Annotated in this window: 17 protein-coding genes; 9 read left to right on the forward strand and 8 right to left on the reverse strand. The window is 68.1% G+C overall.

Annotated elements, in window-relative coordinates; translation table 11 throughout:
• Positions 1-37 precede the first annotated feature (37 nt).
• On the reverse strand, positions 38-454 hold the full coding sequence (locus NOCYR_RS21520) for a hypothetical protein (RefSeq protein ID WP_048833594.1): 417 nt from the start codon (positions 452-454) through the stop codon (positions 38-40).
• 76 nt (positions 455-530) lie between these two features.
• On the opposite strand from NOCYR_RS21520, the gene NOCYR_RS21525 reads away from it, so the two are divergent.
• Complete coding sequence (locus NOCYR_RS21525; RefSeq protein WP_048833595.1) at positions 531-1475, forward strand: diacylglycerol/lipid kinase family protein; 945 nt, start codon at positions 531-533, stop codon at positions 1473-1475.
• Positions 1476-1725: 250 nt separating this feature from the next.
• On the forward strand, positions 1726-1980 hold the full coding sequence (locus NOCYR_RS21530) for a WhiB family transcriptional regulator (RefSeq protein WP_011211115.1): 255 nt from the start codon (positions 1726-1728) through the stop codon (positions 1978-1980).
• Between the two features lie 102 nt (positions 1981-2082).
• Here NOCYR_RS21530 and NOCYR_RS21535 read toward each other — a convergent pair whose 3' ends face one another.
• Positions 2083-3597: a sensor histidine kinase gene (locus tag NOCYR_RS21535; protein ID WP_014352519.1), complete on the reverse strand. Its 1515-nt coding sequence runs from the start codon at positions 3595-3597 to the stop codon at positions 2083-2085.
• Positions 3598-3629: 32 nt separating this feature from the next.
• Positions 3630-3845, reverse strand: a complete 216-nt coding sequence (locus tag NOCYR_RS21540; protein ID WP_014352520.1) for a biotin/lipoyl-binding carrier protein — start codon at positions 3843-3845, stop codon at positions 3630-3632.
• A 249-nt stretch (positions 3846-4094) separates the two neighbouring features.
• On the opposite strand from NOCYR_RS21540, the gene NOCYR_RS31050 reads away from it, so the two are divergent.
• Positions 4095-4169: a 50S ribosomal protein bL37 gene (locus tag NOCYR_RS31050; protein ID WP_022597109.1), complete on the forward strand. Its 75-nt coding sequence runs from the start codon at positions 4095-4097 to the stop codon at positions 4167-4169.
• 96 nt (positions 4170-4265) lie between these two features.
• Here NOCYR_RS31050 and rsrA read toward each other — a convergent pair whose 3' ends face one another.
• Together rsrA and NOCYR_RS21550 are read right to left on the reverse strand one after the other, a co-directional pair.
• On the reverse strand, positions 4266-4565 hold the full coding sequence (rsrA, locus tag NOCYR_RS21545) for a mycothiol system anti-sigma-R factor (protein ID WP_014352522.1): 300 nt from the start codon (positions 4563-4565) through the stop codon (positions 4266-4268).
• Entirely contained in the window at positions 4562-5215 is a 654-nt protein-coding gene (locus NOCYR_RS21550; protein ID WP_014352523.1) for a sigma-70 family RNA polymerase sigma factor, read from the reverse strand. The genes rsrA and NOCYR_RS21550 overlap by 4 nt, the downstream gene beginning before the upstream one ends.
• Positions 5216-5527: 312 nt before the next feature.
• On the opposite strand from NOCYR_RS21550, the gene ybaK reads away from it, so the two are divergent.
• Entirely contained in the window at positions 5528-6022 is a 495-nt protein-coding gene (gene ybaK / locus NOCYR_RS21555; protein ID WP_014352524.1) for a Cys-tRNA(Pro) deacylase, read from the forward strand.
• Positions 6023-6141: 119 nt separating this feature from the next.
• A complete protein-coding gene (locus NOCYR_RS21560) occupies positions 6142-6444 on the forward strand; it encodes a hypothetical protein (protein ID WP_014352525.1) in 303 nt (100 codons plus the stop codon).
• An 81-nt stretch (positions 6445-6525) separates the two neighbouring features.
• Here the strand turns inward: NOCYR_RS21560 and NOCYR_RS21565 are convergent, their stop codons facing one another.
• Positions 6526-7326: an SOS response-associated peptidase gene (locus NOCYR_RS21565; protein WP_014352526.1), complete on the reverse strand. Its 801-nt coding sequence runs from the start codon at positions 7324-7326 to the stop codon at positions 6526-6528.
• A 147-nt stretch (positions 7327-7473) separates the two neighbouring features.
• Between NOCYR_RS21565 and NOCYR_RS21570 the strand changes: the two genes are divergently transcribed.
• The 4 genes from NOCYR_RS21570 (at position 7474) to rsgA (ending at position 12151) form a co-directional block, all read left to right on the forward strand.
• A complete protein-coding gene (locus tag NOCYR_RS21570) occupies positions 7474-8031 on the forward strand; it encodes a hypothetical protein (RefSeq protein ID WP_014352527.1) in 558 nt (185 codons plus the stop codon).
• Positions 8032-8302: 271 nt separating this feature from the next.
• Positions 8303-9805: an aldehyde dehydrogenase family protein gene (locus NOCYR_RS21575; protein WP_014352528.1), complete on the forward strand. Its 1503-nt coding sequence runs from the start codon at positions 8303-8305 to the stop codon at positions 9803-9805.
• 61 nt (positions 9806-9866) lie between these two features.
• Positions 9867-11153: a 3-phosphoshikimate 1-carboxyvinyltransferase gene (gene aroA, locus NOCYR_RS21580; RefSeq protein WP_014352529.1), complete on the forward strand. Its 1287-nt coding sequence runs from the start codon at positions 9867-9869 to the stop codon at positions 11151-11153.
• On the forward strand, positions 11150-12151 hold the full coding sequence (gene rsgA / locus NOCYR_RS21585) for a ribosome small subunit-dependent GTPase A (protein ID WP_086008277.1): 1002 nt from the start codon (positions 11150-11152) through the stop codon (positions 12149-12151). Before aroA ends, rsgA begins: the two co-directional genes overlap by 4 nt.
• A 61-nt stretch (positions 12152-12212) precedes the next feature.
• On the opposite strand, the gene NOCYR_RS30185 is transcribed toward rsgA, so the two are convergent.
• Positions 12213-12404, reverse strand: coding sequence for a hypothetical protein (locus NOCYR_RS30185; protein WP_014352531.1), 192 nt, complete (start codon positions 12402-12404; stop codon positions 12213-12215).
• 352 nt (positions 12405-12756) lie between these two features.
• Positions 12757-15597 carry a preprotein translocase subunit SecA gene (secA, locus tag NOCYR_RS21595; RefSeq protein ID WP_081505475.1) on the reverse strand — a complete coding sequence of 947 codons (2841 nt, stop codon included), beginning with the start codon at positions 15595-15597 and terminating at the stop codon, positions 12757-12759.
• Positions 15598-15903 lie beyond the last annotated feature (306 nt).

Genomic DNA, 15903 nt, shown 5'->3' on the forward strand with positions numbered 1-15903 from the left:
GCGGCCGACGGCGTGCGGGCAGGTTCGGAAGCGCCCCTCAGTCCGGGTCGATCCCGTACTCGCGCGCCATCCACCGACTGGTGGCCGGTGTGAACAACAACACCAGCGCGCCGACCACCACCACGCCGAGCAATGCCCCGTAGAACGGCTGATGGGAATCGGTCAGCAACGACCACACCACCGGCAACAGCAGCAGCTGTGCGATCACCGCGATGGCACGACCCCAGCGCTGGCCGAGCAGCAGGCCGATGCCCGCGGCGAGCACCGCACCGCCCAGGATCACGAACCACGCGGCCGTGCCGTAACCGCTGGCCTGGCTCTGATCGTGACCGAGCAGACCACGCACCACCAGCACGATCGCCACCGTCACCGCGACGGCGCCCTCCAAGGCCACCAGCCCACCGGCGCCACGCACCGTGCCCGGCACCGTTCCGACGTCATCTCGCTCAGCCACCCGACCAGGGTAGGTCGCGGGCTCGACGGCCGTGGCATCGGCCGAACCGGTAACCCGGCTGAATTAAGGTGCGTAGGTGCGGACGTTGTTGATCGTGAATCCGAATGCCACCTCTACCACCGCGGCCACCAGGGATCTGCTGGCACACGCGCTGGAGAGCCGGACGCAATTGACCGTCGCCCATACCCAGCATCGCGGCCATGCCGCCGAGCTCGCCCAGTGGGCGGCGACCAATGAGATGGATCTCATCGTGGTGCACGGCGGCGACGGCACCGTCAACGAGACGATCAACGGATTCCTGCCGCTGCCGCAGGTGGACGACGGCCAGGCGTGGCGGCCTCGGCTCGGCGTGATCCCCGGCGGCTCGGCCAATGTCTTTGCCCGCGCCCTCGGCCTGAAACCCGATCCGGTCGCGGCCACCAACCAGCTGATCGACCTGCTGTCGGTGAACGACGACCGGCGCATCGGGCTCGGCATCGCCGACGATCGATGGTTCTGCTTCAGCGCGGGAGTGGGCCTGGATGCCGACGTGTGCGAGGCCATCGACGCCAGTCGTGCGAACGGAAAAGCCGCCACTCCGGTGCGTTATCTGGCGACCACGGTGCGCCAGTTCTTCCGGGCCAAACGGCACAAGCCCGAGGCCACCGTCATCGTCCCCGGGCACGACCCGGTCGAGGGTGTGCATTACGCATTCGTGACCAACACCAGTCCGTGGACCTATCTGAACGCCACCCCCGTGCGCACCAACCCCGGTACCGCCTTCGAATCCGGGCTCGGTGTGTTCGCCATGCGATCCATGGCGTTGCTGCCGACGTTGCGGGTCGCGGGCCAACTTCTGGCACCGAACGGAAACCCGAAGTCACGCAAATTGTTTCGCGAAGACGACGTGGCGTCGGTGCGAATCGAGACCGATCAGGAGATCGGCCTGCAAATCGATGGCGACTTCATCGGCAAACGCAACGTGGTGGATTTCACCGCGGTCCCCGACGTGCTGGAAGTCGTCGCGCCGCGCCCTTCGTGAGACGCGCCGGAGTGAAAAACATCGCTGTTGTGCTGCGAAAACCCGGCGGAGCGAGTACAAAGGACCGGGCAAGCTCCCCTTGCGGGACCTTCAGAGCGTGAGCTTCCCCACGGTGACCTGGATACCTATTGACATCTACGGTGTTCGTGAAAGCATTCACAAGCAACCGTGCGGAAATCTTCAGGTCGCACAAGTGAACTATCCACAAACCATCGGCGCCATTTGTGGCGCCCAGTGAAGGAGCAGAGGAATGGACTGGCGCCACAAGGCCATCTGTCGCGACGAGGACCCCGAACTGTTCTTCCCGGTGGGTAACAGTGGTCCGGCGCTCGCGCAGATTGCCGATGCCAAGCTGGTCTGCGCTCGATGCCCCGTCACCGCCGACTGCCTGTCGTGGGCCCTGAAGTCCGGACAGGATGCCGGTGTGTGGGGAGGCATGAGCGAAGACGAGCGTCGGGCGCTCAAACGCCGCAACGCGCGCACCCGCACCCGCACGGTCGTCTGACCCTCGGTCAGACGAGCGATTCGGGCCCCAGCCCGGACCCGAATCGCATTCGGCCCGGCACCCTAGAGGTGCCGGGCTTGTTGTTTGTCGGGCTGAAAACGGTCAGCGTCCCGAACGCCGGCCCAACGGGACCCGCAGCACCGCGTCCGTGCCGATATCGGCACCGGGATGCAGGCCGATGGAACCGCCGAGTTCGGCCGTCACCAGCGTCCGCACGATCTGCAGGCCGAGCCGGTCGGAGGATTCCAGGCTGAAACCGGGGGGGAGGCCGCGGCCGTCGTCGCTGATGATGACGTCGAGCCAGCGCGCCGAACGCTCGGAACGAATCGTCACGGTGCCGTTCTCGCCGGCATCGAATGCGTGCTCGATGGCGTTCTGCACCAGCTCGGTCAACACCATCACCAACGGTGTCGCCCGCTCCGCGGAGAACACACCGAGCGAACCCGCCCGGCGCACCTTGATCCGTGCGGTGTGCACGGTCGCGACGTCGGCCATGATCGGCAGCAGCCGGTCCACCACCTCGTCGAGGTCGACCTCTTCGTCCACCGACATCGACAGCATCTCGTGCACCGAGGCGATGGAGGTGACGCGGCGGACCGATTCGGTCAGCGCGACCTGTGCCTCCTCATTCTCGGTGCGGCGGGCCTGCAACCGCAGCAGCGCGGCCACGGTCTGCAAATTGTTCTTCACCCGGTGATGGATCTCCCGGATGGTGGCGTCCTTGCTCAGCAGCGCGCGGTCGCGGCGCTTGACCTCGGTGACATCGCGCACCAGCACCGCGGCACCGGCCAGCTCACCGTGCGGGCGCAGCACCAGGGTGCGCAACAGCACCGTCGCGCCCCTGGCCTCCACCTCCATCCGGCGCCCGGTGCGACCGGCCAGCGCGGCCTGGATATCGCCGACCACTTCCTGCGCGTCGAACGGATCGGTGATCAGCGAACGGGTGGTGACGGCCAGATCCTGCCCGGCCAGATCGGCTTGCAGGCCCATCCGGTGATAGGCCGAGAGCGCGTTGGGGCTGGCGTAGGTGACGATGCCCTCGGTGTCGAGCCGGATGAACCCGTCGCCGGCGCGCGGGCTGGAATGGGTGGCGGCGCGATCCTCGGTGGTCGGGAAGGTGCCGTCGGCGATCATCTGGCACAGGTCGTCGGCGCAGGCCACGTAGGCGATCTCCAGCGTGCTGCGCACCTTGGACCGTTGCAGGTCGGTGTCGCGGCTCAGGACCGCGATCACGTCGTCGCCGCAGCGCACTGGAATGGCTTCGCGGATGGCGTCGACCGGATACGGGTGGTAGACGCCCTTGGCGTCGGCCTCACCGTCGGTGCGCACGATCCGGCCGGTGGTCAGGGCCTCGAAGACCTGCGGATGTTCGGTCCGCAGCGCCTGGGTGCCGACGAGATCCTCGTAGTGCACGGTGGGCGCGGTGGTGGGACGGCACTGCGCCACACACACGATGTCGGCTCCGTCGGTGACCGGCCCCGCACCCACCCACAACAGCAGATCGGCGAAGGACAGATCGGCGAGCAGCTGCCAATCCCCCACCACCCGTTGCAGATGATCCACCGCGACGCCGGGTAGGTCGGTGTGTTCGGCCAGCAGCTCGCTCAGTGTCGCCATGATCGATCAGTCGCTTCGATTCCGCCGCGCGCTCAGGAGATGACGGCGATCAGATCGCCCTGCTGTAGGACCTGTCCCGGGGTGACCGCGATCGAGGTGACCTCGCCGCCGACCTCGGTGATCACCGGAATCTCCATCTTCATCGATTCGAGCAGCACCAGAGTCTGGTCATGGGTCACCCGGTCACCGACCGCGACCTCCACCGTCAGCACGGTCGAGACCATCTCCGCACGCACTTCCTCAGCCATGACACCCCGTTCGCCTCTGTTGTATGGGTCACCGCCGCCGGCGGCAGGTCCCGCTGACGATATAGCCAATCACACTCCCGGCCACCGCCTTCGCCGAGGAATCCCCCGGCTGCCGTCGCGGGGGTGTGCGGTAGATTGGCACGGGCCCCGCACCGGCGGGGAGGATTCGTCTTTCCCCGTGCACGCGGGGGGACTATCCCAATTATCGACGAGTTCCCCGCGCAGGCGGGGGTGATCCGGGAGCTACCGATGGGTAAACGTGGCCGTAAGAAGCGCAGCCGCAAGGGCAACGCCGCCAACCATGGCAAGCGTCCGAACGCCTGACGCGCGTTCGCTCGGTCTTCGACCGAAACACGAGCGGCACGTCACTTCCTGACGGAAGGACGTGCCGCTCGTTCGTTTTCCGGGTACCGGACCCGCTCAGGACTCCGCCGACTCGATGCGGGTGGACTCCTGCCGCATCGTCACCGACCGGCGGATCTCCACGGTCAACCGCTCGCGCAGCGAATCCGGCGCGCGGTCGCCACCGCATTTGCGGCTGAGCAGGCCCTTGAGCTTCTCCTCGATGCCGTAAGCCTCGATGCACGGCGCGCAGTGATCCATATGGTGCTGTAGCCGCGCACGGGTCGAGTCGTCGCATTCACCGTCGAGCATCAGCCACACATCGGCGAGTACCGCCGTGCAGTCGAGCTCCATGTCGGGATCGTGCTCGGCGCTCACTGCTTGACCTCCTGGCGCACCGTGTCCGCGGTGGACGCGGACGTGTCGTCTGACGTGCCCCCGGCGCGGTTGAATCCACGTTCGCGCGCCACGTCGGCGAGCAAACCCTTCAATTGCTTACGGCCGCGATGCAGCCGGGACATCACCGTACCGATAGGAGTGCCCATGATGTCGGCGATCTCCTTGTACGGGAAGCCTTCGACGTCGGCGTAGTACACCGCCATCCGGAATTCCTCCGGCAGCTCCTGCAACGCGGCCTTGATGTCGTCGTCGGGCAGTGCGTCCAGCGCCTCCACCTCGGCCGAACGCAGACCGGTCGAGGTGTGCTCGGCCGTCGCGGCCAGCTGCCAGTCGGTGATCTCGTCGGTCGGGTACTGCGCGGGCTGACGCTGCTTCTTGCGATAGGAGTTGATGTAGGTGTTGGTCAGGATCCGGTACAGCCAGGCACGCAGGTTGGTGCCCTCTTTGAAGGACTTGAAGCCCTGGTACGCCTTGACGTAGGTCTCCTGCACCAGGTCCTCGGCGTCGGCCGGGTTCCTGGTCATCCGCAGCGCGGCGCCGTAGAGCTGGTCGAGCAGCGGGAGCGCGTCGCGCTCGAACCGCTGAGCCAGCGCGGTCGGATCCTCCGCCACGTCTTCGTCGCTCGTCACAGGTGTCCCTTCGATCGGCGTCCCCGCCAAATCTACCGGCACCGCTGTTTCCGCCGGGAACCGAGCTTGCGGGACCTCGGTCCACACCGGGCGTTCTTCGACCAGAACGGGCAAAGCTCCTCCTTCATGAACTGCGCCGGACCAGCGCGGCGGCGGAATGCGAGCCGTCACGAACTCCACCGGAATCACGCGCGATCGCTGTTATCGCATGCAACAGGGGAACCGGCCCGGGTGTTCCCGAGCCGCGCACGGCCGGGCAGCGGCGCCTGAGCACCGCCGAAATTCCCTCGACGGCCGCAATAGGGTTGCCGTATGGCAGCAGCCTCCACCCCCGCGATCCGCACCCTCGTGCAGGCCGGCGTTGAACACCGCGTGCACGCCTACGCCCACGACCCGCGCACCGACTCCTACGGCACCGAGGCAGTCGACGCCCTCGCCGCCGAGCTGGCGCTTGACCCGGGGCAGATCTTCAAGACGCTGGTGCTGGAGTTGTCGACCGGTTCGCTCGCGGTGGCGGTGCTGCCGGTGCCGCGGACCCTGTCGTTGAAGGCGGCCGCTGCCGCGCTGGGTGCACCCAAGGCCACCATGGCCGACCGGGTGAAGGCCGAGCGCAGCACCGGCTATGTGCTCGGCGGCATCTCACCGCTGGGCCAGCGCAAGCGCCTGCCGACCGTGGTGGACGCCTCGGCGACCCGCTGGGATCGCGTGCTGTGTAGTGCCGGCCGCCGTGGACTGGAGATCGAACTGGCACCGGCGGAGCTGATCCGGCTGACGAACGCGGTCACCGCGCCGGTGGCCGCGGGCTGAAATTCGGTGTCGCCGCGCAGGAAACGCTGTGGCGCCACGCCGGTAAACCTCGCCTCGAGCGGTGCGGTGTGCGTCAATTGAAGCGCCAAGTTTCCGACCGATCCGAGGATGTGATGCGAATGTCCCCGCGCCAACGTCTGCGCACCACGATCGTCGCCCTGTCCGGGGCGCTGATCCTGGCCGCGGGCCCCGCGGTGCTGTCGGCCCCGGCCGCGGTCGCCGCGCCGCAGGGCGGCCAGCCCACCTACCCGTTCGACGGCGGGGAAGACGGCGGCACCGCCCATGAGCCCAAGCAGGACGAACGCGCCCAGCGGGCCGAGGAGTTCGGTGGCGGGCTGGCCAGCGAGGTGATCGACCTGGCCGCGAACATCCTCAAATGCGGCCTGAATGTCGTGACGCCGACGGTGGGCTGCTCGATCTGATACACGCTGCGCTGACGGGCCGGGCCGTCCGGATATCGGCCGCCCGGCCCGTCGCGTCGCGCCACCCATGTTCCGCACGGATCACAACAGGCTGATCTGCTCCGATTTCTCCTTGTCGGCAGCGGGTTCCAGTAGTTCCGGCCCGTTGTTGCGCACACTGTTCACCAGGGTCGAGACCGGACGGGCGCTGATCGACGCGACGAGTTCCTCGCTCGGCGGTTCCAGCAGGGCCGCCGGTGCCGGATGATCCGGGTCCAGCCAGGCCTGCCAATGCTGCTGCGGCATCGGCAGTGGCATCCGGTCGTGGATGCGGGTCAGCTCGCCGATGGCGTCGGTGGTCAGGATCGTGCACGAGAGCAGCGGCTGGGATTCCGGCTGGGTCTTGTCCCGCCACACCGACCACAGGCCGGCCATGTACAGCCGCGAACCATCCGCGTACGACATGAAGTACGGGTGCTTGACCACCTTGCCCTTGGCGCCGGACGGATCCGGCTCCACCAGCCACTCGTACCAGCCGTCCATCGGCACCAGGCAGCGCCGATACTTCACCGCATCGCGGAACGAGGGCGTGGTGGTGGCCTTGTCGGCGCGGGCGTTGAACAGCGGTTTGCCCTTCACCGGAACGCCCGGCTCGGCGGCCTTGGTCCAATGCGGGATGAGCCCCCAGCGCATGCGGCGGATCCGCAGGCGCGGATCGTCGTCTGGGTGGTCGTGGTCGTGGCGTTCGACCACCGTGAGCACCTGTGTGGTGGGGGCGACGTTGTAGTTCGCGCCGTCGCGGCCGGAGCCCGCCGAACCGGGTTCGTCGCCGGTCTCATCGATCGCGTCCAGCTCGACCGCGAGCCGGCCGGGATTGGTCGTCGTCGCATAGCGTCCGCACATACTCCCGATACTGCCACCGGGCACCGACACCCCGCGGCGAACCCGGCCTCGCGCACCGGATTCGCGGCCCGGACACCGAGGCGAAATCGGCGTGTGACCTGCACTCGGCTGCTAGCGTGAGCGACATCTGACGAAGAGGAGAGATCCATGCTTCGATCCAGCTTCTTCCGCATCGGCGTCGCCAGAATCTGCGCGGCCGTCGCGCTCGGCGTCCTGACCGCCACCGCGGTGCCCGCCGTCGCCGCCGCCCAGGACCCGCGACCACCGGTCGACCTGAACACCTCGGTGTCGGGTTCCACCATCGACTACACCATCGACAACGTCCCCAACCGGCGCGACACCTTCCCGGTCATCCGCGGCGAATGCACCACCGCCGTGGTGAACGTGCTCGTCGCCGCACCGATCCTGGCACCCGCCGCCATCGACACCCTCAGCGGACGGGAGCCGGATGTCTTCGCGCTGTTGCAACGCCTGATCGCCGAGGGCGCACTCACGGCCGGGCCGCGCCTCCAGTTCGCGTCCGCGACCGGGCAGATCAGCGGATCGTTCACCGATATCCCGCGCGGGGTCTATGTGGTGGGCACGATCTGCAATATCGACCCGCTCGGCGGGCAGTTCGATCCGAATCTGTTCGATTTCTCGCCGTCGGTGGTCGTCGATCTGCGCTCGGGCTCGACGGCTCCGGTGCCCGAACCCGTGCGGTGAACAGTCGAATCCCGCTGTGACGAACGGGTTCCCACCGCGACCATGCTCGCCGATGCCGAGATCGTGGCGCGAAAGGCGCGCATACTGACGGGGATGACGCCGGCGCGGGCCGAAGGAATCCGCCCGAACTGGTGACACCTTGAGAGGTATGCCATAACATTCTCTCAACGAGTCGGAGGATTCCTCCGGCCCACTCGGCATGCGCCCGACAAGCCACGCCACCACCCAGCGCCCAGGCGGACCGTCCGGGCGCCCGGCATGAGGAGCCCCTGTGACAACGACCGACGCCGCCCCCGCGGAAAAGGTGCTCACCTCGGTCGATCCCGCCTCCGGCGCGACCCTGGCCACCTACCCCATCGCCGATGACGACGCCGTGCGCGCCGCCGTCGCCACCGCCCGCAAGGCCGCCGAGACCTGGGCCGCGCTCGATTTCGACGAGCGCCGCAAGGCCCTGCTGCGCTGGTCGAGCCGGCTGGTCGCCGACTCCGACGAGTTCTGCGCGCTGATCCACGCCGAGAACGGCAAGCCGCTCGACGATGCCTTCCTCGAGCTCATGCTCGCCCTCGAACACATCGCCTGGGCGGCCAAGCACGCCAAGAAGGTGCTCGCGCCCAAGAAGATCTCCCCCGGCGCGCTGATGTCGAACTTCTCGGCCCGGCTCGAGCAGCGCCCGCTGGGCGTGGTCGGCGTGATCGGCCCGTGGAACTATCCCGTCTACACCCCCAACGGTTCCATCGCCTATGCGCTCGCCGCGGGCAACACCGTGGTGTTCAAGCCGAGCGAATACTCCACCGGCATCGGCAATTTCCTCGCCGAGGCGTTCACCAAGGCCAACCCGGACCTGCCCGAGGGCGTGTTCAGCACGATCAACGGCTACGGCGCGACCGGCGCGGCGCTGGTGCGGGCGGGTGTGGACAAGATCGCGTTCACCGGCTCGCCCGGCACCGGCCGCAAGATCATGGCCGCCGCCGCCGAGTCGCTCACCCCGGTGCTGCTGGAATGCGGCGGTAAAGACGCGGTGATCGTGGCAGCGGACGCCGATGTGAAGGCCGCGGCGGACGCGGTCGCCTGGGGCGCCACCTCCAACAGCGGCCAGACCTGCGCCGGTGTCGAGCGCGTCTACGTGCACCGTTCGGTGCGTGAGGAATTCGTGGCCGAGGTGCGCCGCATCCTGGCCGACGTCAAGCCCGGCGCCGAGGCGGGCGCCAACTACGGCCCGATGACGATGCCGAGCCAGGTGGATATCGTGCGCCGCCACATCGACGACGCCATCGCCAAGGGCGCCACCGCCGTCGTCGGCGGCCCGGAATCGGTCAAGGCGCCGTTCATCGAGCCGGTCGTGCTGCTGGACGCTCCCGAGGATTCGGCGGCGGTCAAGGAGGAGACCTTCGGCCCGACCATGACCATCCGCACCGTCGACAGCGTCGACGAGGCGATCGCCCTGGCCAACGACTCCAGCTACAGCCTCGGCTCGGCGGTGTACTCGCGCAAGCAGGGGCTCGAGATCGCCCGCCGGCTGCGCGCCGGAGCCACCTCGGTGAATTCGGTGCTCGGCTTCGCCGCCATCCCGGGGCTGCCCTTCGGCGGCAGCGGCGATTCCGGTATCGGCCGCATCCACGGCGAACAGGGCCTGCGCGAATTCGTCAGCCCCCATTCGATCGCGATCCAGCGCTTCAGCATCCCGGGCATGGCCCTGCTCAGCTACTCGCGCACCCAGTCGACCATGAAACTTCTGCGTCGCCTGGTGCCGGTGTTGCACGGGAGGCACAAGTAACAGATCGGGCGGATTGCACGCCGCCCGTGTATCCGCGCCGCGGATAGGCGAAGATGGACGGGTGAATTTCTGGCCAGCGCCCCATGTCGACGCCCCTGTGCACGCGACCGTGACCCTGCCCGGATCGAAATCGATCACCAACAGAGCACTGATCCTGGCCGCGCTTGCCGAGGGGCCGTCGACGATCACCGGTGCGCTGCGCAGCCGCGACACCAACCTGATGATCGACGCGCTGCGGGCCCTCGGCGTGCGGATCGAAGGGGACGCCGAAACGCTCACCGTCACCCCGGGCGCGCTGCACGGTGGTGCGGTCGACTGCGGGCTGGCCGGCACGGTGATGCGGTTCCTGCCGTCGCTGGCCACCCTCGCCGACGGTGCGGTGGCCTTCGACGGGGACGCGCAGGCCAGGGTCCGCCCGCTGCGCACCATCCTCGACGCGCTGCGCGGGCTCGGCGCGCGCATCGACGGCGACGCGCTGCCGTTCACCGTGCACGGCACCGGATCGCTGCGCGGCGGTGCGGTGACCATCGACGCCTCCGGCTCCTCGCAGTTCGTCTCGGGTCTGCTGCTGTCGGCGGCGCGGTTCGACCAGGGCATCACCGTCCACCACGACGGCAAGGCGCTGCCCTCGATGCCGCACATCGAGATGACGGTGGAGATGCTGCGGCGCGCCGAGGTCGAGGTGGACGAACCCGCCGACAGCCGCAAGGCGCAGACCTGGACTGTGGCGCCCGGCCCGATCGCGGCCGTGGACTGGAACGTGGAACCGGATTTGTCGAACGCGACGCCGTTCCTGGCCGCGGCGGCGGTCACCGGCGGCAGCGTCAGCATTCCGCACTGGCCGCGGCTGACCACTCAGCCCGGCGACGTCATCCGGGAAATCCTGGTGCGGATGGGCGCGGAGGCGCGCATCTTCGACGGTGTGCTGACCGTGAGCGGTCCGGACCGGCTGGCCGGGATCGATATCGACCTGCACGACGTCGGCGAGCTCACCCCCACCGTCGCCGCACTCGCCGCACTGGCCGATTCGCCGTCCTACCTGCGCGGCATCGCGCACCTGCGCGGGCACGAGACCGACCGGCTGGCCGCGCTGTCCACCGAGATCAACCGGCTCGGCGGCAATGTCACCGAGACCGAGGACGGGCTCGAGATCGTGCCGGCCCCGCTCTCCGGCGGACAGTGGCATTCCTACGCCGACCACCGGATGGCCACCGCCGGTGCGATTCTCGGCCTCACCGTGCCCGGGATCGAGATCGAAGACATCGGCACCACCGCGAAAACCCTGCCGAATTTCGTGGCGCTGTGGGAACGGATGCTCGATCCCGCCGATCAGGGAGCGGTGCGCTGAGCCGGCGCGGGCGCTCACTGGCCGGCTACGACGAATCCGATGTGCGGGTGCGTCCCGGTAAGAGTTCGCGTCCGCGCACCAAGACCCGGCCGCAGCACAACGATGCCGAATCCGCCATGGTGGTGTCGGTGGACCGGGGGCGCTGGGGGTGTGTGCTCGACGGGGATCCGGACCGGCTGATCGTCGCGATGCGGGCGCGTGAGCTCGGCCGCACGCCGATCGTGGTCGGCGATCAGGTCGACGTCGTCGGGGATCTGTCCGGCAAACCCGACACGCTGGCCCGCATCGTGCGGGTCGCCGAACGCCGAACGGTCTTGCGCCGCACCGCCGATGACACCGACCCCTTCGAACGCGTGGTGGTCGGCAATGCCGAACGGCTGTTCATCGTGGTCGCGCTCGCCGATCCGCCACCGCGCACCGGTTTCGTCGAACGCGCCATGGTCGCCGCGTATGCCGGTGGGCTGCAACCGATCCTGTGCCTGACCAAACACGATCTGGCCGCCGACTCCGAATTCGCCGCCCTGTTCGACGATCTCGACCTCACCATCGTCTACGGCGGCGTCGACGACCCGATCGAACCGGTTCTCGACCTACTCACCGGCCACCTCACCGCCTTCATCGGCCATTCCGGCGTCGGCAAATCCACCCTGGTCAACCGCCTGGTCCCGGACGCCGACCGCGCCGTCGGCGAGGTCTCCGGCGTCGGCAAGGGCAAACACACCTCCACCCAATCGGTAGCCCTGCCGCTTCCCGGCGGCGGCTGGGTCATCGACACCCCCGGCGTCCGCTCCTTCGGCCTGGCCCACATCACCCCCGACGACGTCATCGCCGCCTTCACCGACCTCGCCGACGCCATCGAAGACTGCCCCCGCGGCTGCACCCACCTCGGCCCACCCGCCGACCCCGAATGCGCCCTGGATCAGCTGCCCGGCAAGGAGCGGCGAGTGGCGGCGATCCGCCAACTCCTCACGGCATTGAATTCCAACGACCCTTGGTGAACTCTTTCGCGCGGGACGTGCCGCAAGGAGCGTGATTCCGGTGATTCATTCGATGGGCCGGTTACCCAGTGGTGCCCTGCCCGTCGGGCTGACCAGGTGCAAAAGGCCATTCCTCGAACCAGGTGCAGCGGCCGACCGAGTCGAAACGCAACACCCACAGGTCGCGCCAGCGGGATGGGGTGTCGCGGAGATACTCGACGTCGACGCGGACGACGGCGGTGCGGCCGTCGATCGCGACGACCTCGGAATCCATGGTGAAGGGCTCGCGGGGCCGTCGCGGCCCTTGTCCCAGAATTCGGCGAGGGCAGCCGAGCCACGGATCGGCTCGGCCCACGGAGACACCAGATAGCCGACGTCGGGTGCGAAGAGGCCGTCGAGTAATTCCGTGCCGGGCGAGCGCCAGGCTCGTTCGTACTCGTCGACCCATGCCTCGACAGCGTCGCGGTCCACAACGCGCAGCTTATCGGCCGATTTCGGGGTCCATCGGCGGAACACGCGTCACGAGGCGCGGATTTTCCGGCCATGGGGGCCTCGCTCGGTCGACCGCTCCCCCGACATAGCGAAGGCGCCCATGGAAACCCATGGGCGCCTTCACCATTCGATACTCAGTGCTTGCGGCGCGTCTTCGGCGCTCGCTTGCCCTTGGCCTGGGCGCGGGCGGCTTCGCGGCGTTCGCGGCGGGTGCCGTGCGAATCGTCGCCGTCGCCGTACTCCTCCGCGCCGCTGTGCACGGCGGCGTGGCCGCCCTCGTCCGGGCCGGAGTAGCTCAGACCGCGCGGGCCGGAGGTGTCGATGCCCTTGGCGCGCAACGCGGCGGGGGCGCCGTTGGCGGCGGGCTGGGCCGGGGCCGCGGGCACCGGGGCCGGAGCGCCGGCGCCGACCGGGGAGCGCAGACCGGGCTGAACTGCCACACCTTCGGGCTGCGGCTGCTGCACCTCGACCTGGAGGTTGAACAGGTAGCCGACCGATTCTTCCTTCAGGCCGTCGAGCATCGCGGTGAACATGTCGAAGCCCTCACGCTGGTATTCGACCAGCGGGTCGCGCTGGGCCATCGCGCGCAGGCCGATGCCCTCCTTGAGGTAGTCCATCTCGTAGAGGTGCTCACGCCACTTGTGGTCGAGCACCTGCAGCAGCACCTGACGTTCCAGGGTGCGCATGCTGCCCTCGCCGGCCAGCCCGTCGATCTCGGCCTCACGCTTGGCGTAGGCGTCGTGCGCGTCCTGCAGCAGCGCCTCGAGCAGCTCCTCGCGGGTGAGTTCGCCGGCCTCGCCGATGCCTGTCTCGCCGACCAGCTCCTTGTAGTCCAGCCCCACCGGGTACAGCATCTTCAGCGCCGTCCAGAGCTTCTCCAGATCCCAGTCCTCGACGTAGCCCTCGGCGGTGGCGCCGTCGACGTAGGCGGTGATCACGTCGGTGATCATCTCCTGGACCTGGCCCTCCATGTCCTCACCGCGCAGGATCCGGTTGCGCTCGCCGTAGATGACGGTGCGCTGCTGGTTCATCACCTCGTCGTACTTGAGGACGTTCTTGCGGATCTCGAAGTTCTGCTGCTCGACCTGGGTCTGCGCGCTCTTGATGGCCTTGGACACCATCTTCGCCTCGATCGGCACATCGTCGGGCAAGTTCAGCCTGGTCATGATGGCCTCGAGAGCGGCACCGTTGAACCGGCGCATGAGCTCGTCACCGAGCGAGAGGTAGAACCGCGACTCACCCGGGTCGCCCTGACGGCCGGCGCGACCACGCAGCTGATTGTCGATACGCCGCGACTCGTGCCGCTCGGTGCCGAGCACATACAGCCCGCCCGCCTCACGCACCTTGTCGGCGTCTTCGGCGGTCTGCGCCTTGACCTGCTCGAGGGTGGGCAGCCAGGCCGCCTCGTACTCCTCGGGCGTGTTCACCGGGTCCAGGCCCTGCTTGCGCAGCATGATGTCGGTGATGATGTCGGGGTTACCGCCGAGCACGACGTCGGTACCACGACCGGCCATATTGGTCGCCACCGTGACCGCACCGGGCCGGCCGGCCTCGGCGATGATCTCGGCTTCCTTCTCGTGGTACTTCGCGTTCAGCACCGAATGCGCGATACCGCGCTTGGTGAACTGCTTGGACAGGTACTCCGAGCGTTCGACGCTGGTGGTACCGATCAGCACCGGCTGGCCCTTTTCGTGCCGCTCGACGACGTCGTCGACCACGGCGGCGAACTTGGATTCCTCGGTCTTGTAGATGAGGTCGGCCTGGTCGGCGCGGATCATCGGCTTGTTGGTGGGGATCGGGATGACGCCCAGGTTGTAGATCTGGTGCAGCTCGGCCGCCTCGGTCTCGGCGGTACCGGTCATGCCCGAGAGCTTCTCGTAGAGCCGGAAGTAGTTCTGCAGCGTGATGGTGGCCAGCGTCTGGTTCTCCGGCTGGATCTCGACGCCTTCCTTGGCCTCGATCGCCTGGTGCATGCCCTCGTTGTAGCGGCGCCCGACCAGGATGCGGCCGGTGAACTCGTCGACGATGATCACTTCGCCGTCGCGGACGATGTAGTCCTTGTCGCGGGTGTAGAGCTCCTTGGCCTTTATGGCGTTGTTCAGGTAGCTCACCAGCGGCGAGTTGGCGGCCTCGTAGAGGTTGTCGATGCCGAGCTGATCTTCGACGAATTCGACACCGGCCTCGTGCACACCGATGGTGCGCTTCTTGATGTCGACCTCGTAGTGCAGGTCCTTCTTCAGCAGCGGCGCGATGCGCGCGAACTCGGCGTACCACTTCGAGGAGGCGTCGGCCGGGCCCGAGATGATCAGCGGGGTACGGGCCTCGTCGATGAGGATGGAGTCGACCTCGTCGACCACGGCGAAGTTGTGCCCGCGCTGGACCAGATCCTCCAGCGAATGGGTCATGTTGTCGCGCAGGTAGTCGAAGCCGAATTCGTTGTTGGTGCCGTAGGTGATGTCGGCGTTGTAGGCCAGGCGCCGCTGGGCGGGCGTCATGCCGGACAGGATCGAGCCGACCTCGAGCCCCAGGAAGCGGTGCACGCGGCCCATCCACTCCGAGTCGCGCTTGGCCAGGTAGTCGTTGGTGGTGACGATGTGCACGCCGTCGCCGCTGATCGCGTTGAGGTAGGCGGGCAGCACCGAGGTCAGGGTCTTACCCTCACCGGTCTTCATCTCGGCGATATTGCCCAGGTGCAGCGCGGCGCCACCCATGATCTGGACCTTGTAGTGCTTCTGGTTCAGCACCCGCCAGGACGCCTCACGGGCCACCGCGAACGCCTCGAGCAGCAGGTCGTCGAGGGTTTCGCCGTCGGCGTAGCGCTGCTTGAACTCGTCGGTCTTGGCGCGCAGCTCGTCGTCGGTGAAGTCCTCGTAGTCGGACTCGAGCGCGAGAACCTCGTCGGCGAGATGGGACAGCCGCTTGACCATGCGACCCTCACCAATCCGTAGCAACCTCGTCAGTGTCAGCGCAGGCACGGGTCTCGTCAGTCCTCTGGTCGGTGTGTCGTCGTGTCCCCGGCCCCCCGGGCCGGTACGCACGGCCCGCGTGGTGCGGAAGCCGCAGCTCGCTTCATGGTAATGCGGCACCCATGGTAGGCGCCGTGGTCGGCCGTCGGCCGGGCCGGGCCGAGCACCGGCGAGGCAGCCACCGCACACGCGGTGTCGGTTGGGATGACCTCAACGGTACCCGTGCACGACGGATCGGCGGGAGATGCCACAGAATGGGACAAGAATCGATGTGGCGGGACCACAATGGTCGGGACGGGTGGCTCGCTGGGGCCG

Origin of the sequence: Nocardia cyriacigeorgica GUH-2 (assembly GCF_000284035.1) — a bacterium.
Taxonomy (GTDB): Bacteria; Actinomycetota; Actinomycetes; order Mycobacteriales; family Mycobacteriaceae; genus Nocardia; species Nocardia cyriacigeorgica_B.

Excerpts from the sequence above, each read along its gene's own strand:
- NOCYR_RS21570 (WP_014352527.1), top strand. The coding sequence starts at position 7,474 with ATGCTTCGATCCAGCTTCTTCCGCATCGGCGTCGCCAGAATCTGCGCG.
- NOCYR_RS30185 (WP_014352531.1), bottom strand. The coding sequence starts at position 12,404 with ATGGATTCCGAGGTCGTCGCGATCGACGGCCGCACCGCCGTCGTCCGC.
- NOCYR_RS21535 (WP_014352519.1), bottom strand. The coding sequence starts at position 3,597 with ATGGCGACACTGAGCGAGCTGCTGGCCGAACACACCGACCTACCCGGC.
- ybaK (WP_014352524.1), top strand. The coding sequence starts at position 5,528 with ATGGCAGCAGCCTCCACCCCCGCGATCCGCACCCTCGTGCAGGCCGGC.
- NOCYR_RS21540 (WP_014352520.1), bottom strand. The coding sequence starts at position 3,845 with ATGGCTGAGGAAGTGCGTGCGGAGATGGTCTCGACCGTGCTGACGGTG.
- NOCYR_RS21565 (WP_014352526.1), bottom strand. The coding sequence starts at position 7,326 with ATGTGCGGACGCTATGCGACGACGACCAATCCCGGCCGGCTCGCGGTC.
- NOCYR_RS21560 (WP_014352525.1), top strand. The coding sequence starts at position 6,142 with ATGTCCCCGCGCCAACGTCTGCGCACCACGATCGTCGCCCTGTCCGGG.
- NOCYR_RS21530 (WP_011211115.1), top strand. The coding sequence starts at position 1,726 with ATGGACTGGCGCCACAAGGCCATCTGTCGCGACGAGGACCCCGAACTG.